The organism is Rhodoferax sp. RT4P68, assembly GCF_056521305.1.
On sequence record NZ_JBWMBB010000002.1, the window covers coordinates 411984 to 435123 of the forward strand.

Genomic DNA, 23140 nt, shown 5'->3' on the forward strand with positions numbered 1-23140 from the left:
GAGGACGAAGGCGCACGTACGCGCGAGGGGTGGCCGAGTATCCCTTAGCAATTTGTCACATATGTGAGCGAGTGGCGGTTTGCAGCCAAAAAATCATCCCATGTGCGCATGACCGCCCGACGGCTGGGTCGATGTGCTTGAATGCGCCGCCATGCACGCTGCCACCTTCCACGTCCACACCTCGCTTGCGAACGCCGTTGCCGCGGACCCGGCGCTGCAGGGCGCCCCTCAAGAGGTGTTCGCCTCGGTGCCCTGGTTCGAGACGCTCCTCGATGCGGGCTTCGAGCAGACGGTGCAGCCGCTGTGGCTGGTGGCGCGTGAGCCGGACCGGGCCGCGGTTTTTGCGCTGGGCTTGCGGCGCGAGCCGGGCGGCCTGGCTGCGTTGTCCAACTACTACAGCGCGCTGTGGGCGCCGTTGGGGCTGCCCGATCAGGCCCTGCCTGCCACCTGGGGGGCGTTGGCGGGGGTGCTGCGGGGGGCCGGCGGACGCGTGCTGCGCCTGCAGCCGCTGGTCGCGCAGGCGCCGTGGCTGCAGAACCTGCGGGCCGGACTGCGCGGGGCCGGCTATTGGGTGGACCACTTCTTCTGCTTTGGCAACTGGTATTTGCCGGTGCAGGGGCGCAGCGCGGCCGCGCTGTTTGCCGCGCGCCCCTCGGCGCTGCGCAACAGCGTGGAGCGGGGCCGCCGGCGGCTGGGCCGGGCGGGCGCCTGGGAGCTGCGCATCCACACGGGGCAGGGGGCGGATCTGGCGGCCGGCATCGACGATTTCACCGCCGTCTACGCGCGCAGCTGGAAGCAGCCCGAACCCTGCCCGTCGTTCATGCCGGCGTTGATGCGCGCCGCGGCGGCGCAGGGCTGGCTGCGGCTGGCGGTGCTGCGCCTGCAGGGCGAGCCGATCGCCGCCCAGGTCTGGCTGGTGTGCGGCGGCAAGGCCAGCATCTACAAACTGGCCTACGTGGAGGGTTTCGAGCGGTTCTCGCCGGGCTCGGTGTTGACGACCGCGCTGATGGCCCATGTGATCGACGTCGACAGGGTGGACGAGGTCGACTACCTCAGTGGTGACGACGCTTACAAGCGCGACTGGATGGAGGCGCGGCGCGAACGCGTGGGCCTGATCGCATTCGACGCGCGGCACTGGCGCGGCTGGCTGGGGGCGCTGCGTCACTTCGCGCCACGCTGGCTGGGCCGGCGTGCGGCCCCGGCACCTGCGCCTGCGCTGGCGCCCGCTGCCACGCCGACACCGACACCCCCACCGGTACCGGTACCGGTACCGCCGGGAAACGCCACGCCCACGCCCACTCCCTGAGGCCGTTGGGCGCTCAGGCGCGCAGCGTCGCCAGCCACTGCAGCGTTAACTGCTCCATCTGTGCACGCGGCAGCGGTGTCGACAGTGTGTGGTCGGCCTCGGCCAGCATCTCACGCTGCACGTTGGCGCGCGCCAGCAGGCCCGACCAGGCCGGGTCGGTGCGCGCGTGTTCCGCGAACTCCTGCGCCGTCAGATCCTGCGCGCTCAGCAGTAGCAGGATGCGCCCTGGGAAAGCGCGCCAGGCCTCGGCCATGCGCTGCTGGAACGGCTTGGTCACCGTGGGTGCCGCCCGGGCCGAGGCCTGGCGCACGTTGCCCGCCAGATCGCGCAGCGCCTGCAGTCCGACGCCGCCGCCCAGCAACTTGCGCCAGAAGGCCGCCTGCAGCAGGCGTGCGCCGTAGTAGTGCCGGATCTGCGTGCGTGCCAGTCCCTGCGGCGAGCGGGCCCAGGGGTTCAGCAGGCATAGGCCGGCCACGCGCGGGTCGGCGCGCTCGTGCAGGTACAGCAGGCTGGCGGCCGCGCCGTCGCACAGGCCCCACAGCACGACCGAGCGCAGCGTCGGCACGGCGTGCAGCAGGCCGTCGATGCCGGCGGCGATGTCGTCGTGCAGATCTTCGAAGCTGCGCGGCTCGCCCGGGCTGTCGCCCATGCCGCGCACGTCAAAGCGCAGCACCGGGTAGCCCTGAGCTGCCAGCCGTCGCGCCAACTGCACGAACTGACGGTGGCTGCCGATGCGGTACTGCGGGCCGCCGACCACGACCAGCACGCCCTGCGCATGCACCGCCGCGCCCGGTGCGGGCAGCGCCAGCAGGGCGGGCAGCGCCACGCCTGCGCAGGGCAGGGTGAGGGCCGATTCGCTGCAGAGTGCGGCGTGCACCGGAGGACTTTCGGCTGCGCTTGCGGCATGCGCCGCATTGGCCGGCCGCGCGGGGCTTGGGGCGGCGTCGTGGGTGGCCAGTGCGGCGTGCGTGGCCGCCAGGAGGGCGGGCGCCTCCTCGGCCTCGACCGTCTGCCAGAACGCCGGCCCCTGCACGCTGCGCGCCTGCACCTGCCATCCGGCCTGTTGCCAGGTCTGCACGGTGCGGGCTGCGGCCGGGCCGACCGGGTCGTCTTCTCGCAGGCTGGATGCCACTTCCAGCCAGACCAGCCGTGCCGCCGGCCCCAGCGGAGCGGGGGGCGGCGTCAGTGCGCTGCGGGCGAGGCCGGCGGCGAGGGCCGGCGCCAGCGTGTAGCCGGCAATGTCCAGGCTTTGGCCGGCCGCGCTCTGGGCCTGCAGCGCCTGCATGGCGCCCTTGCTGCTGCCCTCTGACTGCGCCAGCATGTCGGCCGCCAGGCGCAGCCGCAAGAACTGCTGCAGTTGCTGGCCGCCCGTCACAAAGCTGGGCTGCCACAGCAGCAGGTGGCACGGCTCGGCCAGGGCGCGCGCCAGGTCGGCCGCCAGCAGGCAGCCCGCGCGCACGCCCCACAACCACAGCGGCACCGGCTCGCCGGGCGGCATCTGCGCCTGCAGCCAGGCGCGCGCCAGCACCAGGTCGCGCAGCCAAATGTCCCAGCTGGCATCGCCGAAATCGCCGCTGCTGTCGCCGCAGCCGTGCAGGTCGATCTGCAGCACGGCATAGCCTTCGCTAGCCAGCGCGCGGGCCTGCAAGGCGGTCATGCGCCGGGTCTTGTTCAACTCTTCGGCAAAGGCCTGGACCAGCAGCATCTGGCCGCGCGGCCGGCCCTGGGCGGGGTGGTAGAGGCCATAGCGTTGGCCGGGCTCGGCCGCGAGGAAGAAAGCCTGCGCCGTCGTCATGCGGGGGGAGGGCTCAGCCCCTCCACCTGGCGCTCGACGAAGCCGGCCAGCGCGCCCACCGTCGCAAACACGCTGCCGTCGATCTCGTCGTCGGGCAGCATGACGCCGAAATGCGACTCCAGCGCCGAGATCAGCGACACCACGGCCATCGAGTCCAGCTCGGGCAGCGCGCCCAGCAGCAGCGTCTCTGGCCCAAAGCCCGCAGCGCGGCCCTGCAGGCCGAGGGTGTCATCGAGGACGTGCAAAGTCTCTTGCAGGACGGTCATGGGTGCGGGGCGCGGTGGGCCTGAAAGGGCGGGGTTTGATTCTATGGACAGGCCGTGCGCAGTTGGTGTCGCCGGCACCCCGTACCATTGGCGGCCACAAAAATGCGGAGCGGGGAAAGACTTTGACAGATGCACATGTTCCCGGCGGCGCGGCGGCACCGCCCTTGGTGGTGGACCTGGACGGCACGCTGACGCCGACCGACACCCTGGCCGAAGCCACCATCCGGCTGCTCAAGCAGCGGCCCTGGCTACTGCTGCACATCCTGGTGTGGATGGTGCTTGGGCGCGCGCAGTTCAAGGAGCGGGTGGCGGCCCGCTTCCGTCTGGCGGCCGGCAGCATTCCCTGGCGCGAGGATTTCCTGGCCTGGCTGCGCGCCGAGCGCGAGGCCGGGCGCACGCTGATCCTGGCCACAGCCGCGCACCGGTCGATCGCCGATGCGGTGGCCGCGAAGCTGGGCATCTTCTCGTCGGTGCTGGCCACCGACGCGGGCCACAACCTGAAGGGCGCCAACAAGCTCGCGGCCATCCGTTCGCAGGTGGGCGAGCGCTTTTCCTATGCGGGCGACAGCAGCGCCGACCTGCCGGTCTGGCGCGGCGCCGAAACCGCCGTGCTGGTGGGCGTGTCGGCACCGGTGGCGCAGGCTGCGGCCGGCGTCACGCGCATCGAGGCGCAGTTCACCAACCCGCCACGGGGCCTGCGCGTGTGGCTGAAGGCGCTGCGTGTGCACCAGTGGGTGAAGAACGTGCTGATCTTCGTGCCGCTGCTGACCTCGTTCGCGTTCCTCGACCTGGTCGCCTCGGGCCGGGCGCTGCTGGCCTTCGTGGCGTTCTCGCTGGCGGCGTCCGCCACCTACATCTTCAATGACCTGTGGGATCTGGACAGCGACCGCCAACACGCGCGCAAGCGTGCGCGGCCGTTCGCCAGCGTCAGCCTGCCCATCAGCCACGGCGTGGCGGCGGCGGGCGTGCTGCTGCTGGCGGCGTTCGCGGTGGCGTTCGCGCTGTCGAACGCGATGGTTCTGGTGTTGCTCGTCTATGTGGTGCTGACCACGTTCTACAGCCTGGTGCTCAAGCACTATGTGATCGTCGACGTGCTGATGCTGGCGCTGCTGTACACGCTGCGCGTGATGACCGGCTCGGTCGCCACCGGTATCGTCGTCACGCCGTGGCTGCTGGCCTTCAGCGTGTTCACGTTCTTCGGGCTGGCGCTGGTCAAGCGCTGCGCCGAGCTGGTGTCGCTGGAGCGTGCCGGCAAGGAGGGCGCCAAGGGCCGCGACTACCAGGTCGGCGACCTGGCGGTGCTGTGGCCGCTGGGCGTGGGCGCCAGCCTGTGCGCGGTGGTGGTGTTCGGCCTGTACATCGGCTCGCCCGAGGCGCAGGTCCACTACCGCAATTCCGGCCCGCTGTGGCTGGCCGGCGTCGGCCTGATCTACTGGGTGGCGCGGCTGTGGATCAAGACGGCGCGCGGCGAGATGCACGACGACCCGATCGTCTTCGCCATCCGCGATTTCGGCAGCCGCGTCACCATCGCCGCGATGCTGGGGCTGGTGATCGCCGGCCACTTTCTAGGTTGAGGACAGGATTTTTCATGCATCCCTTCGTATTGGCCGTGGTCAGTGTCGCCATGTCGGTGGCGGCCCAGTTTCTGCTCAAGGCCGGCATGTCGCAGCCTTCCACCCAGGCCGCGCTGGCCGGCGGCATGTCGCCACAGGGCCTGTGGACTGTCATGACCCAGCCCTATGTGCTGGGCGGTTTTTGCATGTACGGGCTGGGCGCCGTCGTCTGGCTGGCGGTGCTGTCGGCCTGGGACGTGAGCAAGGCCTATCCGCTGGTCGGCATGGGCTTTGCGTTCACCGCGTTGATCGGCTTTCTGCTGGGCGAGCAGGTCACGCTGGCGCGCCTGGCCGGCGTGGCGCTGGTGTGTGCCGGCGTCGCACTGGTGGCGCGCACCTAGCCAGGGCGCCACGCCGTGACGCCATGACGAAGTAACCGCACCACGATACGCTCCGCCATGACGCCCGCCATCCTGCTCACCGATCTGCTGGACCACGCCGCTGCGCGCTGGCCCGACCGGCCGGCGTTGACGCACGGCACGGCCACCCTGACCTACGCCACGTTGCAGCAGCAGGTGCGGGCCGCGGCCGACGGCCTGGCGGCGCTGGGGTTGCAGCGCGGCGAGCGGGTCGCGCTGTACCTGGACACGTGCGTCGAGATGGTCGTCGGCTGCTTCGGCGCGGCGGCCGCCGGTGGCGTCTTCGTGCCCGTCAACCCGGTGCTCAAGCCCGAGCAGGTGGGCCACATCCTGCGTGATTCGGGTGCCTGCGTGCTGGTCACGTCCCCGGAGCGGCTGGAGCGGCTGGCCCCGCTGCTGGTCGACTGTGCCGGCCTGCGCCATGTGGTGTCCACCGGTGTCGCGGCGCTGCGGTTGCCCGGTCTCGGCGCCATGGACTGGGCGCATTGGATGGTGGCGCCGCCGGCCGTGCACGGGCGCGGCATCGACCACGACATGGCCGCGATCCTCTACACCTCCGGCAGCACCGGCCGGCCCAAGGGCGTCGTGTTGTCGCACCGCAACATGGTGGCGGGTGCCTGCAGCGTCGCCAGCTACCTGGGCAACCAGCCGGACGACAGCCTGCTGGCCGTGCTGCCGCTGTCGTTCGACGCCGGCTTCAGCCAGTTGACAACGGCATTCGCCAGCGGCGCGCGCGTGGTGCTGTTGAACTATCTGCTGCCGCGTGACGTCCTCAAAGCCATGGCGCAGCACCGCATCACCGGGCTGACCGCCGTGCCGCCGCTGTACATTCAGCTCGCCGCGCTGCCGTGGCCTCTGGAGATCGGCCAGCACCTGCGCTACTTTGCCAACACCGGCGGCCACCTGCCGCGCGAGACGCTGGCCCGGCTGCGCCATCAACTGCCCTCGGCCAAGCCGTTTCTGATGTATGGCCTGACGGAGGCGTTTCGCTCCACCTACCTGCCGCCCGAGGAGGTCGACCGCCGGCCGGATTCCATCGGCAAGGCGATTCCCAACGCCGAGATCCTGGTGCTGCGCGAAGACGGCACCCCCTGCGCACCGGGTGAGCCGGGCGAGCTGGTGCACCGTGGCGCGCTGGTGGGCCTGGGCTATTGGAACGACCCGGCCAAGACGGCCGAGCGCTACCGGCCGCTGCCGCCGCGCGAGCCCGGCCTGCCACTTGCCGAGATCGCCGTGTTCTCTGGCGACACCGTGCGCATGGACGACGACGGGTTTCTGTACTTCATCGGCCGGCGCGACGAAATGATCAAGTCATCGGGCTACCGCATCAGCCCGACCGAGGTGGAGGATGTGCTCTACGGCACCCGGCTGGTCGGCGAATGCGCGGCCTTCGGTGTGCCGCACGCGACGCTGGGGCAGGCCGTGCAGGTGGTGGCAACGCCGGCAGACGGTGGCACGCTCGACGTGCCCGCGCTGCTGGCAGCGTGCCGTGCGGCCATGCCGGCTTACATGGTGCCGGCCGGCGTGCACGCCGTGGCCGGGCCGTTGCCGCGCAACCCCAACGGCAAGATCGACCGCAAACGACTGGCCACCGAATGGGAGGCGAAGAATGTCTGACACGAACGCCCCGCGCCCCGCGCTGCAGCACGCCGAGATGACGCAGTTTGCGGTGCACGGCGGCGAGCTGGTAATGGGCGGCATGCCGCTGTCCCGCCTGGCCGCACGCGTGGGGCAGACACCCTTCTACGCCTACGACCGCGCGCTGCTGCGCACGCGCGTGGCCGAGTTGCGCGCCGCGTTGCCGTCGCCCGTCAGGTTGCACTATGCGATGAAGGCCAACCCCATGCCCGCGCTGGTCGGCTACATGGCCGGTCTGGTCGATGGCATCGACGTCGCCTCGGCCGGCGAGATGGCGGTCGCACTGGACGCCGGCGCCGACCCGGCCGAGGTCAGTCTGGCCGGCCCCGGCAAGCGCGACGCCGAGCTGCGCCAGGCCGTGGCGGCCGGCGTGCTGGTCAACGTTGAGTCCGCGCGCGAGATCGCGCCGCTGGCCGCAGCGTCGGCAGAGCTGGGCTTGGCGGCGCGCGTGGCCGTGCGCGTCAACCCCGACTTCGAGCTCAAAGGCTCGGGCATGCGCATGGGCGGTGGCGCCAAGCCGTTCGGCGTCGACGCCGAGCAGGTCCCGGCGCTGTTGCGCGACATCGCCGCGGCCGGGCTGGCGTTCGAGGGCTTTCACCTGTATGCCGGCTCGCAGAACCTGAAGGCCGAGGCGATCTGCGAGGCGCAGCGTCTGTCCTATGACTTGGCGCTGCGCCTGGCCGCCGATGCGCCGGCCGCGGTGCGCACGTTGAACCTGGGTGGCGGTTTCGGCATTCCATACTTTCCGGGCGAGCAGCGCCTGGCACTGGCGCCGATCGCCGACAACCTGGCCGCCTTGTGCGCGCGGGCCACCACCGAGATGCCGCAGGCCGCGCTCACGCTCGAGCTGGGCCGCTATCTGGTCGGCGAGGCGGGCGTCTACGTCTGCCGCGTGCTGGACCGCAAGGTGTCGCGCGGGCAGGTCTTCCTCGTAATGGACGGTGGCCTGCACCACCACCTGGCCGCGTCGGGCAACTTCGGGCAGGTGGTGCGGCGCAACTACCCGGTGGCCATCGGCAACCGGATGGGGGCTGCGACTTCGCGGGATTCGTCCACAATCGTGGGTCCACTCTGCACGCCTTTGGATCTGCTGGCCGAACGAATGGCACTGCCCGACGCGGCCGTCGGTGATTTGATCGTCGTGTTCCAATCCGGCGCTTATGGCGCTTCGGCCAGTCCCCAAGGGTTCCTCGGGCACCCGGCATGTGCCGAGGTGCTGGTGTAGCGTGGGAAGGAAACCCAGATGAGCAAAGCCGAGTTCGACCAGTTCGCTGCGCGCTACGAAGACCTGCATCGGCAGAACATTTCGATCACCGGCGAGGAGCCAACGTACTTCGCCGACTACAAGATGCGCGATTTCGCGCAGCTGGCCCGCGAGGCTGGCCGCCCGCTGGACGGGCAGTACCTGGACTTCGGAAGCGGCATCGGGGGCTCGGTGCCACCGTTTCGGCGTCACATGGGCCAGGCGCGTCTGGTCTGCGCCGATGTGTCGTCGGAAAGCCTGGCCCAGGCCGAGGCAGTGCACGGCGATGCTGCCTCCTACCTGCTGATGGACGACGGGCAGCTGCCGCTGGCCGATTCAAGCGTGGACGGGGCCTTCGCCTGCTGCGTGTTCCACCACATCGAGCCGGCCGAACACGTGCGCGCGCTGACAGAGGTGCGCCGCGTGCTCAAGCCGGGCGGCCTGCTGATGGTCTACGAGCACAACCCGTTCAATCCGCTGACACTGCACGCCGTCAACACCTGTCCGCTGGACGAGAACGCCATCCTGATCCGGGCGCGGCTGATGCGGGACCGCTGCGCTGCAGCGGGTTTCCAGGGCATCGACGCGCAGTACCGCGTCTTCTTTCCGGCCGCGCTGAGCGCCCTGCGCCCCATGGAGGACTGGCTGCGCTGGTTGCCGCTGGGTGGGCAGTACTTCGTGTCGGCCCGCGCTTAGCCGGTGGGGTCAGTGCGAAATACCACCGAGCGGCTCAGCACGAAGAACGCGACGGTGTAGGTACACAGCGCCAGCGCCTGGCTGGCGAACGATGGCCACTGCAGCCATTGCAATGCGCCCAGCAGCACCACGGCATTGAGCCCGTAGCACAGCGCCATGGCGAGCACGAAGCGCGGCAGTGCCTGCCGATGCTGGCGCTGGCTTTGGAACGTGAAGCTGCGGTTCAGCACATAGCTGACGCATGCGCCGATGGCGTAGCCGCCCGCGTTGGCGGCGAGATCACCCCACTGCAGTCCGTAGCGCAGCAGCAGGATGCAGCCATAGCCGATGCCGGTGTTGGCCAGGCCCACCAGCAGGTAGCGGATGACCTGGCCCCTCAGCACGACGCGCCCGCGCTGTCGTCAAGCCCCGGCGCGCGCCATGGAAGAATACGCCCTGTTACCAATTTTGCGAGCACGCTGGTATGCAGCAGCGCGCACCTCTGAAGGAACCCATGCGAAGCAGCCCGCCGATCCTCGGTCTGGTCATCCCTTGTTACAACGAGCAGGAGGTGCTGCCCGAGACCACGTCGCGGCTGGTCGAGTTGCTGGGCGGCATGCTGGAGCGCGGCGAGATTGCCGCGGGCAGCGCCGTGTACTACGTGGACGACGGTAGCCGCGACCGCACCTGGCCGATGATCGAGGCCTTCTCGCAGCAGCACACGCTGATTGGCGGCATCAGGCTCAGCCGCAATCGGGGTCACCAGAACGCGCTGCTGTGCGGCCTGCTGACGGCACCGGGCGACATCCTGATCAGCGTCGACGCCGACCTGCAGGACGACCTGAACGTGATCCCGCAGATGGTGCGCCACTACGCCGAGGGCAGTGACATCGTCTACGGCGTGCGCCGCCGGCGCGACACGGACACCCTGTTCAAGCGCCTGACCGCGGAGGGCTACTACAAGCTGCTGGGAGCGCTGAAGGTGGAAGTCGTCTTCAACCATGCGGACTACCGGTTGATGAGCCGCAAGGCCATCGAGACGCTGCGCGAATACCGCGAGCCGCACCTGTTCCTGCGCGCGCTGGTACCGCGGCTGGGCTTTCGCAGTTCGGCGGTGGAGTTCGACCGCGCCGAGCGCTTCGCCGGCGAATCCAAGTACCCGCTGCGCAAGATGCTGACGCTGGCGTGGCAGGGCATTTCGTCGTTCACGGCCTATCCGCTGCGGCTGATCACCGGCGCGGGCCTGCTGATCTCGCTGTTCAGCCTGGGCATCGCGCTGTGGGCGCTGGGCGTGCGCCTGTTCACCAGCGATGCGCTGCCCGGCTGGGCGTCCACCGTCATCCCGATGTACTTTCTCGGCGGCGTGCAGCTGCTCGCGCTGGGCGTGATCGGCGAATATCTGGCGAAGGTGTTCGACGCCACCAAGCAGCGGCCTCGCTACCACGTCGAGACGGTGTGCGGAGCGGCGCTGCAATCGCTGAGCCAGGCGGCCGCTGCGCCGCTGGAGACGCACCACCCGATCGGCCGGTAGTGGATCCCCAGGCCGTGCAGGCCTGGTGTCGGGACCGGAGTGCGGCCTTCTTGCCGCATGCGTCACGCATATCATGCGGCGGTCCAACACGCCAGCGAGCAAGCCCATCCACACCATGGTGTGTGCTCTCTCTTCAGGGAGCAACCGGTACGCGCGGCAGCCCATCACCAACCAGAACGCCTGCAATGCCTGCACCGATTTGCCATGTCGTCCATCTTATCTACCACCTCGGCACGGGCGGCTTGGAGAACGTGGTCGTGCAGCTCATCAACCACCTGCCCCGTGACACGTTCCGGCATACCGTGATCGCGATCACCGACGTCGACCCAGCATTCGCCCGGCGCGTCGATACCGAATCGGTGGAGCTCATCGCCCTCAACAAGCCGCCGGGCCAGCCGTTCCTGCTCTTTCCACGCGTCTATCGCCTGCTTCGGCAGCTGCGACCAGATGTCGTGCACAGCTGCAATCTGGCGGCGCTGGAGTTTTCGCCCGTGTCTGCGCTGGCCAGAGTGCCCCTGCGCGTGCACGCCGAACATGGTCTGGACATTGGGGAGATCCGGGGCAAGCGGGCGCGCTACCGCATGTTGCGCAAGATCTACAACCCCTTTGTGTCGCACTACGTCGCGGTCTCGACCGAACAGGCGGCCCTGTGCGAGCAAGCCGGTGTGGCCAAGGAAAGGGTCCATCTGATTCCGAACGGCGTGGACACCGCGCGGTTTCGCCCTCGCCGCGCAGACGATCCACTGCCCGAGGGCTTTCCATTCCAGCCTGGCCACCACTGGGTGATCGGAACGGTTGGGCGCCAGGCCGACATCAAGAACCCTCTCTTGCTGGTCGATGCCTTCGTGGCGCTCGTGCAGTCGGGCGCGCCTGCGGCAGACCGGGCTCGGCTCGTCCTGGTGGGCGATGGCCCGCTCAACGTGGAGATTGCCGCGCGCATGCGCCAGGCCGGCATGGCGCATCTGCTGTGGCTGCCCGGCGTGAGGTCGGACGTGCCGGAGATCCTGCGCGCGCTGGATTGCTTTGTGTTGCCCTCACTCTCAGAGGGCACTTCATGCGCGCTGCAGGAGGCCATGGCGTCGCGCCTGTCGATCGTGGCCACGGGCGTGGGCGGCAACGGCGACGTGCTGGAGCATGGACGCTGTGGCGACCTGGTCCCGTCCGGCGACGTGCAAGCCATGGCAATGCAGCTGATGAAGAACTGCCAAGCCGGCGTTGAGAACCCGCAGCGTGCCGCAGCGCTGGCGGCGGCGCAGGAGCGCTACAGCCTGGACCGCGTGATCCGGCGCTACCGCGATGTTTTCTTGATCCATCATGGAAAATAGTTCGCGTTTTGGGCCCATTCGCCACTAGATGCGAGATTCGATGAAGATACTGACTTTCACCACGTTGTTTCCCAATTCCGTGAAGCCGCACCACGGAATTTTCACGCAGACCTCGTTGAACGACATACTCAAGACGGGTGAAGTGCAGGCCGTTGTCGTCGCCCCGACACCGTGGTTTCCATTCAAGAGCCCGAGATTTGGGGCTTACAGTATTTTTGCCAGAATACCGCGCGAAGAAGTGCGCATCGGCGCCCGGGTGTTGCACCCGCGGTATTTTCTTCCGCCCAAGGTGGGGATGAATGTCGCACCATTTTTGATGGCGAATGCGGCCAAGCCGGTGATCAAAAAAATTCTGGACGAAGGTTTTGATTTCGATGTCATCGACGCGCATTATTTTTACCCCGACGGCGTGGCGGCGGCCCTGCTGGGTAAATACTTCAACAAGCCCGTTGTCATCAGTGCGCTCGGCACGGATGTCAATTTGATTTCCCAGTTTCCCCTTCCGCGCAAGATGATGCTCTGGGCCAGCCAGCGGGCGTCAGCGATCGTCACGGTGAGCGAGGCGTTGAAAACCGAATTGGTCAAGATGGGAGCCGACGGGCAAAAAATCGCCACGCTGCGCAATGGCGTCGATCTGGAATTGTTTCGACCCGTGGATCGGCATGCAACGCGCCAGCGGCTCGGCATCACCGGGTTCGCCTTGCTGTCCGTAGGCAATCTCGTGGGCCTCAAGGGCCACGACAAAATCATCGAGTCACTGATCTCGCTGCCCGGCGTCCATCTTTTCATCGCAGGCAGCGGTCCAGACGAAGAATCTCTCAAGAAACTCGTCAAGGCGCACCAACTGGAAAATCGCGTGCGGCTGCTTGGCCCCTTGCCGCAAGAGATCCTCAGGGACTACTACGGCGCATGCGATGCGCTGGTGTTGGCATCGAGCCGTGAGGGCTGGGCGAATGTCTTGCTGGAGTCCATGGCTTGCGGCACCCCGGTGGTGGCCAGCCGCGTCGGCGGCACGCCGGAAGTCGTGACCACGCCCGACGCCGGGGTGCTGATGTCCAGCATTTCAGCCGATGGTGTCGCACAGGGCGTCCATGCGCTGCGAGCCAACTACCCTGCGCCCGGGGCAACGCGGGCCTACGCTGAAAACTTCAGCTGGGCAGACACCACGCGCCGCAAGATTCAATTGTTTGCCGAAGCTAAGCGCAACGGCACACGGGCTTCCACAACGAGCCCGTAATCTACTGGCTCAGCGCCTCAGCGCCTCAGCGCCTCAGCCCCTCAGCGGCCCATCGCCAGGTAGTCGATCCCCATCGCCCGCACGAACTTTGGGTCGTACAGATTGCGGCCGTCGAAGATCACCGGCGTCTTCAGCTTGGCCTTGATGGCGTCGAAATCGGGGCTGCGAAATTCCTTCCACTCCGTCACGATCACCAGCGCGTCGGCCTCGTCCAGGCAGGCCGTGGGGCTGTCGCCGTAGCGCAGGCGCGGCTCCGTGCCGAAGATGCGCTGCGCTTCGTGGATCGCCACCGGGTCGTAGGCCGTGATGGTGGCGCCGGCGGCCAGCAGCTCGGCGATCAGGGTGCGGCTGGGGGCGTCGCGCATGTCGTCGGTGTTGGGCTTGAAGGCCAGGCCCCACAGCGCGAAATGCTTGCCGCGCAGGTCGTCCCCGAAGCGTGCGCGGATCTTGTTGCCCAGCACCTGCTTCTGCGCGTCGTTGGCCTGCTCGACGGCGGTCAACACCTTCAGCTCGATGCCGGCCTTGTCGGCGGCGGTCTTCACCAGCGCCTTGACGTCTTTGGGGAAGCACGAGCCGCCGTAGCCGCAGCCCGGGTACAGGAAGTGGTAGCCGATGCGCGGGTCCGAGCCGATGCCCTGGCGCACCATCTCGATGTCGGCGCCCAGCTTCTCGGCCAGGTTGGCCAGTTCGTTCATGAAGCTGATGCGCGTGGCCAGCATGGCGTTGGCGGCGTACTTGGTCAGCTCGGCGCTCTTCACGTCGGTGACGATCAGGCGCTCGTGGTTGCGCTGGAACGGCGCGTACAAGGCCTTCATCAACAGGATGGCCTGCTCGTCGTCGGCGCCGACGATGATGCGGTCGGGCCGCATGAAGTCTTCGACGGCCGCGCCTTCCTTCAGGAATTCGGGGTTGGACACGACGCTGTAAGGCACTTCGATACCGCGCTGCTTCAGCTCGGCGGCGATGGTGTCGCGCACCAGATCGGCCGTGCCGACCGGCACCGTGCTCTTGTCGACGATGACCTTGTAGTCGGTCATCAGGCGGCCGATGGTGCGCGCTGCGGCCAGCACGTACTTCATGTCGGCCGAGCCGTCTTCGTCCGGCGGCGTGCCCACCGCGATGAACTGGATGGTGCCGTGGTTGACGGCCTTCTCGATGCTGGTGGTGAAGTGCAGGCGGCCGGCGGCCACGTTGCGCCGCACCATGTCCTGCAGACCCGGCTCATAGATCGGGATGCCGCCTTCTTCCAGGATGCGGATCTTCTCGGGGTCCACGTCCAGGCACAGCACGTCGTTGCCCACTTCGGCCAGGCAGGTTCCACTCACGAGGCCGACATAGCCGGTTCCGACAACGGTGATTTTCATGGGTTCGATCCGAAAAATGAGGGAGGCGGCGAGGGCGGCAGACCGCCCGCCACCACCGGGGCGCGTATCTTAGCCAGCAATTGGCGCGCCGCAGCATGACGGGGCGCGACGCATATCATGCGCCGGTCGATTTCGCCAGCGAGCAAGCCCATCCCCTCCCAACCCGCCCCCCACGCCCTGGCGAGCGATCACGTCTGGGCCGCGGGCCCTGCGTGGCGCCTGCTGCACGCTGGCGTCGCACTGGGCTGTGGCGTGCTCGGCCTGGCCCTGGCGGCGCAGCACCCTCTGCTGCCCTGGGGCGCGCCGGTCCTGTGCCTGGCCTGGTGGCTGGTCTGCTTGCGCTGGCCCGATGCCTGGCTGCCCGCTGCGCTGGCGGCGGTGCCGGTGGGCAGCCTGGCGCTGTGGACGGGTTGGCGCGCGACCGACGAACTGGACCTGCTGCTGCTGGCCAGCCTGGGTGCCGGCTACCTGCGGCTGGCCGCCCAGGGCACGCGGCTGCGGCCAGACGCTGCCGACACGGCCACCTGGCGCCGCGTCGACGTGTTGGCACTGGCGCTGTGGGGTTGGCTGCTGGTCGGCCTGGCGCTCGGCTGGGTGGGCGCGCAAGCACCCACCGCCGTGCCGGAGGCCGCCACCGACTTCGCCAACAGCCTGCGCGCTGCCAAGAGCCTGGCCTATGCGCTGCTCGCGCTGCCGCTGGTGCGCCAGGCCGTGCTGCGCGCGCCGCAGGGTGCTGGCCGCAGCGTCTGCGTGGGCGGCGTGCTGGCGCTAGCGGGGCTGTGCGCGGGCGTGCTGTGGGAACGTGCGGCCTTTCCGGGGCTGCTGGAGTTCGGCACGTCCTACCGCACGGTCGGCCTGTTCTGGGAGATGCATGTCGGCGGCGCGGCAATCGATGCCTTCCTGGCGCTGGCCATGCCGTTCAGCGTCTGGGCGCTGGTGGCCGCCCGCCGTCCGTGGGCGTGGGCGGCGGCCGCCCTGTTGGCTCAACTGCTGGCGTATGTCTGTCTGACGACGTTCGCACGCGGTGTCTACGGCGCCGTGCTGGGCGGCCTGGTGGTCTGCGGCGTGCTGCTGTGGCGTCAGCGTGTCGCCGCCGACCGGGTGAGGGCGCCGCTGGCATCGACCACCTCGCCTGCCTCGCCCGCGCCGCCTGCCTCACCTGCCTCACTTGCCCCGCCCACGTCGCCCGGTTCGCCCACGCCGCCCGCAGCGCCCGCGCTGGCGTGGAAGCGGCGCGTCGGCGGCGCGCTGGCGGCGTTGCTGGTGCTGGAGGTGGCGGCGATGGTGGTGGCCAGCGGCTTCCTGGGCGAGCGCATGGACGAGGCCGAGCGCGACCTCTACCACCGCTGGAGCCACTGGACGCGCGGCGTCGCGCTGCTGCAGACGCCGGCCGAGTGGTCGGCCGGCCTGGGCCTGGGCCGGCTGCCGGCGCGCTATGCCAGCGCCGGGCCTGACGGCGAGTTTCCCGGCGCGGCGCGCGTGCTGACCGACCATGCACCTTCTGCCGCCGGCAACTTCGTGCGGCTCTGGGGCCCGCCGTCCCGCGCCGAGCTGGCGGGCCGCTACGCGCTCACCCAGCAGATCGAGGCCGTGCCGGGCGCGCGCTACCGGCTCAGCCTGCAGGTACGCGCCGCGCAGACGACGCGGCTTCTGGTCTACGTCTGCGAGCGGCACCTGCTCTACCAGGCCGACTGCCAGGTGCGCCGCATGCTGCGCCTGGGCCGTGGCGGGCCCGATTGGCAGCGCGTGCAGATCGACCTGCTGGGCCCGGCGCTGGCGGGCGGCCCGGCCTTGGCGCCTCGATTGGTGAGCGTGGGCGTGGCCGTCGCTCAGCCGGGCACCTCGGTCGATCTGGACGACCTGCGGCTGACGGCGGCCGGTGGCCCCGAGTTGCTGGCCAACGGCGGTTTCGACCAGGCGCTGGACCGCTGGTACCCGATCGTGCACCGGTACTTTCTGCCCTGGCACATCGACAACCTCTACCTGGAGCTGCTGATCGAGCGCGGCGTCGTCGGCCTGCTGCTGTGCGCGGTGCTGGTCGGCGCGGCGGCCTGGCGGCTGGTGTTCGGCGCGGCGCAGGCGCACCCGGCGGCGCCCTACCTGGCGGCCTCGCTGGCCAGCGGTTGCGCGCTCGGTCTGGTCAGCAGCGTGATGGACATGCCGCGCCTGGCTTTGCTGTTCCTTTTGTTGACGGTTCTAAGCCTCCATCTGACGCGACCGCCGGCCCAATAGCGCCCTATGCGCCATCTTCGAGGCTTATAGTTGCGCCCAGCCGGCTTCAGCTGCGCGTTGTTTGCGCGTATGCACGAGCCCTTTTTGAGGTGCGCCGTGACCACTTTCAATGCCTCGGGCCACAGGCCTCTGCCTTCCTCCGGATTCCACGCCATTCCCGGCACGGGTGTGCCGTTGGGCACACCCGCTGCTGCCGAAGCGCCGCGTCGCAGCGCCGCCATGCGTCGGCGCGTCCTGGTGTTCACCGGGGTGTTCCTGCTGTGCGCCATCGTCAGCCTGGCCTACACCTTCATGCGCCCCGCGATCTATCTGGCCGACGCGCGGGTGCAGGTCACGCCGTCGGGCACCGCCCCGTCCGTCGCGTCTTCGGCAGCGCGTGATGGTTCGCAGGACTTCATGGTCGAACTGCAGGTGCTCAGCAGCCGGCCGTTGCTGGAAAAGGTGGTGGCCCGGCTCTCGGGTGGCCAGCCGCCGGCCAACGTGGACGAGGCGGTCATGTCGCTGCAGGAGACGCTGAGCTTTCGGCCGGTGGAGGGCACGAACGTCGTCCACATCGAGGCCCGCGGGCCGGACCGCACGGCCGTGGCGCGGCAGGTCAACGCCGTCATCGACGTCTACCGCGAAGAGCAGGCCACCAGCGGCGACACGGCCGCCGAGAAGCAGCTGGCCGACGCCCGCGAGGCGCTGCGCGTGATGGACGAGCGCGTCGCGGCCCGAAAAAAGGTGGTGGAGGAGTTCCGCGTGCGGTCGGCCATCGTCTCGGCCGAGCGCGACGAGAACCAGACGCTGGCCCGGCTCAAGGGCCTGGGCACGGCGACGGCCACCAACGACGAGCGCCTGGCCACGGCCGAGGGCCGCGTGCGCGCACTGGAGCAGGCCGTGGCCTCGGGCCAGCGCTCCTCACTGGCCAAGGACAACCCCACGCTGGCCAACATGGAGGCGCGCCTGTCTCAGCTGCGCGAGGACTACAAGAGCCTGGAGCGCCAGTACACCCCGCAATACCTGGACATGGACCCCGTCGCCAAAGCCGCCCGCATCCGCATCACCAACCTGGAGCAGCAGCTCGAGGGCGAACGCGCCAAGGGCCAGCAGAACGCCTTGGCCGAGGCGCGCGAAGAGGTGGCCAGCGCCCGCGCCACGGCGCAGAAGCTGCAGCAGCAACAGGCGGGCGACCGGCAGAACGTGGAGGCCTTCACGCGGCGCTTTTCCGAGTTCAAGACCATGGAGGAAGACTTGAAGGGCCTGGAGCAGATGCGCCAGATGGCGCGCCAGCGCACCATGGCGCTGGAGGCCACCGCGACCGAGCGCAAGCCGCGCCTGCTGGTGCTGGAGCCGGCGGCCGTGCCCGAGGCGGCCTGGCGGCCGCTGTATGCACGCGATGCCGGCATCTCGCTGGCCGGTTCGATGGCGCTGGCGTTTCTGGCGGTGTGGTTCGTCGAGTTCTTCAACCGCACCGAGCCGCCGGTGGCGGCCGGCGGGTCCACGGTGATCTTCCCGCAGCCGTGGGTGCAGCCGTACCCCACCGGGCCCACGCTGGGCGCGCCGCTGGCCGCGCAGCCACTGGGCCACCAGCCGGGCGCGCCGATGGCGATGCTGGGGCAGGGGCTGCCGCGCGAGCTGGACCAGCAGGAGGTGCACCAGCTGCTGGCCGCCTCGGCGCCCGAACACCTGTTCGTGCTGGTCTGCCTGCTGTGCGGCCTGTCGGCCGACGAGGTGGCGGCCCTGAAGGTGGGCGACGTGGATGCCGCCAGCGGCAGCCTGAAGGTGCCGGGCGAGGGCGCGCGCGTGCTGCCCTTGCAGGGGCCGTTGCTGGCGCTGCAGGCCAGCGCCGACCCGGCCGCCAAGGACATGCCGCTGCTGCCCTCGGTCGCCGGCCAGGCGCTGAGCGCGGCCGACATCGCCAGCGCCGTCACCTCCAGCGCGTTCGATGCCGGGCTGGAGCAGCCGCAGTCGGTCACGCCCGAGAGCCTGCGCCACACCTACGTGGCCTTCCTGGTGCGCCAGGGGCTGCGCTTCGGGGACCTGGGCCGCGTGGTCGGGCGCCTGTCGTCGGAGACGCTGAACGCGCTGGCGCCGCTGGCCCCGGCGGGCGAGCGCCAGCCGCTCTCGGCCGTGCAGCGCGTGATGCCGGCCGTGGCGGGGCTGGACGCGCCAGGGGCCTGAGTCCTGCCTCTGGCGCGAGTGAGGGATTGGGGCGAGGTGACGGGCGCGTCGGGATTGCGCCAGGTTGCAGGCCGCCCCGCTCGCCAGTCCTCTCTCGCGATGGGAGTACTGCGACCTCGCGTCAGCGCGCCGCGTGGCTCGGCGCGGCGCGCAGTTGCGCCGTGCGGGCGGCCAGGTCGGCCCAGGCCGGCTTGCCGGGCGCGTAGCGGCTGCGCAGGTAGCCGGCCAGCTCGGCGATCTGCGCGTCCGAGAGGTTGTCGGCAAACGCTGGCATGAAGCCGACCTCGGGGCCCGCTGCCTCGCGCAGGCCTTCCAGCATCACGCGCAGCAGGTTGTCCGGCCGGTCGCTGTGCAGCTTGGTCGACAGCGCCAGCGGTAGGTTCAGGCCGAGCAGCGTGGGGCCGCTGCCATCGTGGTGGCAGGCGCCGCAGGCGTTCTCGAACAGGCGCTGCGCGGGGCCGGGCAGGGCGTCGGCGTGGGCCGTGGCCAGGGCATTGGCCACGGCCGTTGCGGCGGCCGTTTCTGCCGCCGGCGCTGCAGCGGTCTCTGCAACCGGCGCTGCGGCCGTTGCTGCAACCGGCGCTGCAGCCGTTGCTGCGGCCGTCTCTGCAGCTGTTGCAGCGGCAGCCGACGCGGCATTTGATGCGGGAGGGGACGTGGCAGAGGGCGTGGCAGAGGACGCGGCGGAGACCGGCGTCGGGTTGAACGACGCCAGGTAGGTCGCCATCGCGCGGATGTCGGCATCGGGCAGCGCGGCCAGTTCTTGCACCACGGGGGCCATCGGCCCGTTGGCGCTGCCATGTTCGCGGCTGTGGCCGTGGCGCAGATAGTCGTAGAAAGCCTGCTGCGTCCAGGGCACCGGCGCCTTGGACAGAGCCGTCAAGGCGGGCGCCTCCCAGCCGTCGATCAGCGCACCGGACAAGGTGGCCGGCCCGCCATGCTCGGCGCCGAGCGCATTGCGCGGCGTGTGGCAGGCGCCGCAATGGCCGACGCCGTTGACCAGGTAGGCGCCACGGTTCCAGTCGGCGCTCTGCGTGGGTTCGGTGGGGGCAGGGCCTGGGTCGAGGTGCAGCGCGTTCCACCCGGCCAGCAACGGGCGCAGGCTGAATGGAAAGGGCAGCTGCGTGGCCGGCGGCTGGTGCGCCACGGCCGGCTGTGCCATCAGGTAGGCGTAGACGGCGGTGATGTCCTCGTCCGTCATCTTGGTGAACGCGGTGTACGGAAAGGCCGGGTACAGGTGGCTGCCGTCGCGCGAGATGCCTTCGCGCATGGCGCGCTGGAAGGCAGCGAGCGACCAGCGGCCGATGCCGGTGGCGGCGTCGGGCGTCAGGTTGGTCGTGTAGACGGTGCCGAAGGGCGTGTCCATGGCGCGGCCACCGGCGTTGGCCTGGCCACCGGGCGCGGTGTGGCAGACGACGCAGTCGCCCGCGGCAGCCAGCAGGCGGCCGCGTTCGATGGTGGCGGCGCTGAAAGTGCCGGGGTCGGGCCGGGCGACCGGCGCGATCTCGCTGCGCCAGCCGGCCAGGCCGGCCACGGTGGCCACGCCGCCCAGCACGAAGGCCAGGGCCGTCGCCCACAGCGGCCTGCGGCGCGGCAGCATGGCTGTCGCCGGCAGGGCTACGGCATGCGGGACCGGTGCCACCTGCCCGGCCACGTGCTCGGCCACGCGGTCAGCCATCGGCGGGGAGGGTTCGGCGGCGGCGGGCGGGGGTGGCAGCATGCCCTGTTGCAGCGCCGCCCGCACCACCTCGGGCGTGAACGGCGGGTTGCGCAGGCGCACGCCGGTCGCATCGAAGATGGCGTTGGCAATGGCCGCCGTGCCGGGCACCGAAGCCGACTCGCCCGCGCCCAGCGGCGCCTCGCCGGGGCGGGGCATCAGCAGCACCTCGACGACCGGCACCTCGCGGAAGTTCAGGATCGGGTAGCTGCCCCATTCGCGGTTCAGCGTGACGCCGGTGGCGGGCTCGACCTGCACACGCTCTTTCAGCGCGCGGCTGGTGGTCTGCAGCACGTTGCCATGCACCTGGTGCTGCACGCCGGCCGGGTTGACCATCAGCCCGGCGTCGTGGCCCACGACGACGCGGCTGACGTGGACTTCGCCAGTGCGGCGGTTGACCTCCACGTCGGCCACCCAGGCCGCCCAGGCGGCGCCGAAGCCGGGGAACTTGCTGTGGATGTAGCGCGCGTAGGCGAAGCCCTGGCCCTTGAGGATGTCGCCCTGGATGGCCTGCTGCTGCGGCGCGGTGTGAGGGCGCCAGCCCGCCTTGTCGGCCGTGGCGCGCACCAGCTCGGCGGCGCGCGTGTCGGGCAGGTGGCGCAGCCGGTAGTCCACCGGGTCCACGCCCGCTGCCGTGGCCAGCTCGTCGATGTAGGACTCGTGGGCGAACGCGTTGGGCAGGGCGGACACGCCGCGCAGCCACGAGGCGCGCAGGATCGGCGGCATGTCGTGCGCCGCCACGCGCAGGTGCTCGTAGGCGTAGGGCGGCACTGCCGTGCGGTCGCCCATCTCGAAGGCCTGGGCCACGGGCTCCACCGTGCGCGTGAGCAGCAGCGCCAGCGTGGGCGCGCCGTTGCTGGGGTAGGAGGTCTGGAAGTCGTAGGCGGCCGGCGAGCCATCCGCATTGAGCCCGCCGTCCACCTGCATCAACTGGGCCGCGCCCTTGGGCTCCCACGCATGTTCCTGCGCGCGCGTGAGCTGCACACGCACCGGCCGGCCGACGGCGCGCGCCAGCAGCAGCGCATCGGCGGCCACGTCGTCGGCGCCGTTGCGGCCATAGCAGCCGGCCGCCTCCATGCGCACGACGTCGATCCGCGCGTCCGCCACACCGGCCAGCAGCGCCAGGTCGGCGCGCAGCACGTGCGGGCTCTGCGTGCCGGCCCACACGGTGGCGACCGGGCCGCCCGCCTGCCCGCCATGCCAGTCGGCCAGCGCGCAGGACGGGCCGATAGACGCATGCATTTGGTAGGGCCAGACATAGGTGCGCGGCAGGTGTTGCGCAGCGCTGGCAATGGCCTGGTCGACCTGGCCCTCTTCGCGCAGCAGCCGGCGCGTGGCGGGGTTGGCGCGCAGGGCCTGCTCGGTCTGGTCGGCGCCGGCCACGCCGGGCCAGGGCTTCCAGTGCACCACCAGCGCGGCCATCGCGGCCTCGGCCTGTTCCTCGCGCTCGGCCACCACGCCGACGAAATCGCGCTGCACCACCACGGCCACCACGCCCGGGATGTGGGCGACGGACGCTTCGTCCACCCGCTCCAGCGTGTTGCCGACGAAGTCGCCCGCGTCCAGCCCTGCATAGGGCGGGCGCACCACGCGGCCATGCAGCATGCCGGGCAGGCGCATGTCGTGCACGAAGACCAGCTCACCGTGCACCTTGGCGGGGATGTCCACGCGCGGCAGCGATTGGCCGACCAGGCGATGGTCGGCGGCGGGCTTGAGCGTCGTGCCTGCCGCCAGCATCAGCTCCACATGCTCGCCGGCCAGTGCCGCCACGCCGCCGTGCTGTGCCAGCCAGGCGCGTGCCTGCGCCGCAGCGCACCGCAGCGGCTGGGCGTGGATCTGGATCGAGGCGCTGGCAATCGTCGCGCCCTGGTTCGGCGCGCTGGCGGTGCTGCCCATGACCATGCAGACCTGTGCGGGCGCGCAGTCCAGCTCTTCGGCGACGAGCTGGGTCAGCGCTGTGCGCAGGCCGGTGCCCAGGTCGACGTGGCCGGCAAAGCCGGTGGCGCTGCCGTCGTCCCACAGCGCGAGCAGGATTTCAGCGCCCTCGGCCGGGTTGCCGGGCACGGCGGGCGGCTGGCCGGGCGTGGGTGCAGGCGGCGCCGGCACCTCGCGCAGCACCAGCAGCACGCCGCTGGCAGCGCGCAGTGCGGCGCGCGACATGTCCACGCCCGCCGCACGCATCAGCCGGCCACCTCCGCGCACAGGGCGGCGGCGCGCTGCACCGCGTCCAGGATTTCCAGGTGCGTGCCGCAGCGGCACAGGTTGTGCGAGAGCTCGGCGCGCACCTGCGCATCGGTGGGGTAGGGCACGCGCTGCAGCAGCGCCACGGTGGCCATGACCATGCCGTTCAGGCAGTAGCCGCACTGCGCGGCCTGCGCGTCGATGAAGGCCTGCTGCACCGGGTGCGGCTGCTCGCGCGTGCCCAGCCCTTCCAGCGTGGTGATGCTGCGGCCGGCGACGCCGTGCGCTGGCACCACGCAACTGCGTGCCGCCACGCCGTCCACCAGCACCGTGCAGCTGCCGCACTGGCCCAGGCCGCAGCCGTACTTGGGGCCGTTCAGCCCGCAGTCATTGCGCAGCAGGTGCAGCAGCGAGGTTGCGCGCGGCACGTCGAACGCGCGCGCGCTGCCGTTCACTTGCAGGGTGAACGACGAGGGGCATGAAGCCCCCACGCTG

The 23140-nt window shown here is 70.3% G+C and carries 17 protein-coding genes; 11 read left to right on the forward strand and 6 right to left on the reverse strand.

What is annotated here, in order from left to right:
- Positions 1-151: 151 nt before the first annotated feature.
- A complete protein-coding gene (locus tag AC099J_RS05375; protein WP_479614186.1) occupies positions 152-1306 on the forward strand; it encodes a GNAT family N-acetyltransferase in 1155 nt (384 codons plus the stop codon).
- A 13-nt stretch (positions 1307-1319) separates the two neighbouring features.
- Here AC099J_RS05375 and AC099J_RS05380 read toward each other — a convergent pair whose 3' ends face one another.
- Together AC099J_RS05380 and AC099J_RS05385 are read right to left on the reverse strand one after the other, a co-directional pair.
- Positions 1320-3101 carry a hydrolase 1, exosortase A system-associated gene (locus AC099J_RS05380; RefSeq protein ID WP_479614187.1) on the reverse strand — a complete coding sequence of 594 codons (1782 nt, stop codon included), beginning with the start codon at positions 3099-3101 and terminating at the stop codon, positions 1320-1322.
- A complete protein-coding gene (locus AC099J_RS05385) occupies positions 3098-3367 on the reverse strand; it encodes an acyl carrier protein (RefSeq protein WP_479614188.1) in 270 nt (89 codons plus the stop codon). Before AC099J_RS05385 ends, AC099J_RS05380 begins: the two co-directional genes overlap by 4 nt.
- Positions 3368-3489: 122 nt before the next feature.
- Here AC099J_RS05385 and AC099J_RS05390 point away from each other — a divergent pair, with 122 nt between their 5' ends.
- Genes AC099J_RS05390 through AC099J_RS05410 form a run of 5 tightly spaced genes read left to right on the forward strand, consistent with a single transcriptional unit; the run spans position 3490 to position 8916 of the window.
- Positions 3490-4941 carry a UbiA family prenyltransferase gene (locus AC099J_RS05390; RefSeq protein ID WP_479614189.1) on the forward strand — a complete coding sequence of 484 codons (1452 nt, stop codon included), beginning with the start codon at positions 3490-3492 and terminating at the stop codon, positions 4939-4941.
- A 14-nt stretch (positions 4942-4955) separates the two neighbouring features.
- A complete protein-coding gene (locus AC099J_RS05395) occupies positions 4956-5321 on the forward strand; it encodes a DMT family transporter (protein ID WP_479614190.1) in 366 nt (121 codons plus the stop codon).
- Positions 5322-5378: 57 nt separating this feature from the next.
- Positions 5379-6956, forward strand: coding sequence for an acyl-CoA ligase (AMP-forming), exosortase A system-associated (locus tag AC099J_RS05400; RefSeq protein ID WP_479614191.1), 1578 nt, complete (start codon positions 5379-5381; stop codon positions 6954-6956).
- A complete protein-coding gene (locus AC099J_RS05405; protein WP_479614192.1) occupies positions 6949-8202 on the forward strand; it encodes a pyridoxal-dependent decarboxylase, exosortase A system-associated in 1254 nt (417 codons plus the stop codon). The genes AC099J_RS05400 and AC099J_RS05405 overlap by 8 nt, the downstream gene beginning before the upstream one ends.
- An 18-nt stretch (positions 8203-8220) precedes the next feature.
- Positions 8221-8916: a class I SAM-dependent methyltransferase gene (locus AC099J_RS05410; RefSeq protein WP_479614193.1), complete on the forward strand. Its 696-nt coding sequence runs from the start codon at positions 8221-8223 to the stop codon at positions 8914-8916.
- Here AC099J_RS05410 and AC099J_RS05415 read toward each other — a convergent pair.
- Entirely contained in the window at positions 8913-9299 is a 387-nt protein-coding gene (locus tag AC099J_RS05415; RefSeq protein ID WP_479614194.1) for a GtrA family protein, read from the reverse strand. The two genes, AC099J_RS05410 and AC099J_RS05415, sit on opposite strands and share 4 nt — an antisense overlap.
- Positions 9300-9409: 110 nt before the next feature.
- Here AC099J_RS05415 and AC099J_RS05420 point away from each other — a divergent pair, with 110 nt between their 5' ends.
- The 3 genes from AC099J_RS05420 to AC099J_RS05430 are packed head-to-tail and all read left to right on the forward strand — an operon-like array spanning position 9410 to position 12988.
- Positions 9410-10426: a glycosyltransferase family 2 protein gene (locus AC099J_RS05420; RefSeq protein ID WP_479614195.1), complete on the forward strand. Its 1017-nt coding sequence runs from the start codon at positions 9410-9412 to the stop codon at positions 10424-10426.
- Positions 10426-11751 (forward strand): TIGR03088 family PEP-CTERM/XrtA system glycosyltransferase, encoded by a 1326-nt coding sequence (locus AC099J_RS05425; RefSeq protein ID WP_479614196.1) that lies wholly within the window; start codon positions 10426-10428, stop codon positions 11749-11751. The genes AC099J_RS05420 and AC099J_RS05425 overlap by 1 nt, the downstream gene beginning before the upstream one ends.
- Before the next feature lie 40 nt (positions 11752-11791).
- A complete protein-coding gene (locus AC099J_RS05430; protein ID WP_479614197.1) occupies positions 11792-12988 on the forward strand; it encodes a glycosyltransferase family 4 protein in 1197 nt (398 codons plus the stop codon).
- Between the two features lie 41 nt (positions 12989-13029).
- Here the strand turns inward: AC099J_RS05430 and AC099J_RS05435 are convergent, their stop codons facing one another.
- Positions 13030-14352: a UDP-glucose dehydrogenase family protein gene (locus tag AC099J_RS05435; protein ID WP_479614198.1), complete on the reverse strand. Its 1323-nt coding sequence runs from the start codon at positions 14350-14352 to the stop codon at positions 13030-13032.
- 252 nt (positions 14353-14604) lie between these two features.
- Here AC099J_RS05435 and AC099J_RS05440 point away from each other — a divergent pair, with 252 nt between their 5' ends.
- Complete coding sequence (locus AC099J_RS05440) at positions 14605-16584, forward strand: hypothetical protein (protein WP_479614199.1); 1980 nt, start codon at positions 14605-14607, stop codon at positions 16582-16584.
- A 96-nt stretch (positions 16585-16680) separates the two neighbouring features.
- Positions 16681-18747, forward strand: coding sequence for a GumC family protein (locus AC099J_RS05445; protein ID WP_479614200.1), 2067 nt, complete (start codon positions 16681-16683; stop codon positions 18745-18747).
- 121 nt (positions 18748-18868) lie between these two features.
- Here AC099J_RS05445 and AC099J_RS05450 read toward each other — a convergent pair whose 3' ends face one another.
- The gene (locus AC099J_RS05450) at positions 18869-22645 is read right to left on the reverse strand and encodes a molybdopterin cofactor-binding domain-containing protein (RefSeq protein WP_479614201.1); all 3777 of its coding nucleotides are present in this window, start codon (positions 22643-22645) and stop codon (positions 18869-18871) included.
- Positions 22645-23136 (reverse strand): (2Fe-2S)-binding protein, encoded by a 492-nt coding sequence (locus tag AC099J_RS05455; RefSeq protein WP_479614202.1) that lies wholly within the window; start codon positions 23134-23136, stop codon positions 22645-22647. The genes AC099J_RS05450 and AC099J_RS05455 overlap by 1 nt, the downstream gene beginning before the upstream one ends.
- Positions 23137-23140: the final 4 nt, after the last annotated feature.

Coding starts and splice junctions, on each gene's coding strand:
- AC099J_RS05450 (WP_479614201.1), bottom strand. CDS start 22,645: ATGCGTGCGGCGGGCGTGGACATGTCGCGCGCCGCACTGCGCGCTGCC.
- AC099J_RS05410 (WP_479614193.1), top strand. CDS start 8,221: ATGAGCAAAGCCGAGTTCGACCAGTTCGCTGCGCGCTACGAAGACCTG.
- AC099J_RS05400 (WP_479614191.1), top strand. CDS start 5,379: ATGACGCCCGCCATCCTGCTCACCGATCTGCTGGACCACGCCGCTGCG.
- AC099J_RS05420 (WP_479614195.1), top strand. CDS start 9,410: ATGCGAAGCAGCCCGCCGATCCTCGGTCTGGTCATCCCTTGTTACAAC.
- AC099J_RS05405 (WP_479614192.1), top strand. CDS start 6,949: ATGTCTGACACGAACGCCCCGCGCCCCGCGCTGCAGCACGCCGAGATG.
- AC099J_RS05430 (WP_479614197.1), top strand. CDS start 11,792: ATGAAGATACTGACTTTCACCACGTTGTTTCCCAATTCCGTGAAGCCG.
- AC099J_RS05375 (WP_479614186.1), top strand. CDS start 152: ATGCACGCTGCCACCTTCCACGTCCACACCTCGCTTGCGAACGCCGTT.
- AC099J_RS05435 (WP_479614198.1), bottom strand. CDS start 14,352: ATGAAAATCACCGTTGTCGGAACCGGCTATGTCGGCCTCGTGAGTGGA.
- AC099J_RS05395 (WP_479614190.1), top strand. CDS start 4,956: ATGCATCCCTTCGTATTGGCCGTGGTCAGTGTCGCCATGTCGGTGGCG.
- AC099J_RS05385 (WP_479614188.1), bottom strand. CDS start 3,367: ATGACCGTCCTGCAAGAGACTTTGCACGTCCTCGATGACACCCTCGGC.
- AC099J_RS05380 (WP_479614187.1), bottom strand. CDS start 3,101: ATGACGACGGCGCAGGCTTTCTTCCTCGCGGCCGAGCCCGGCCAACGC.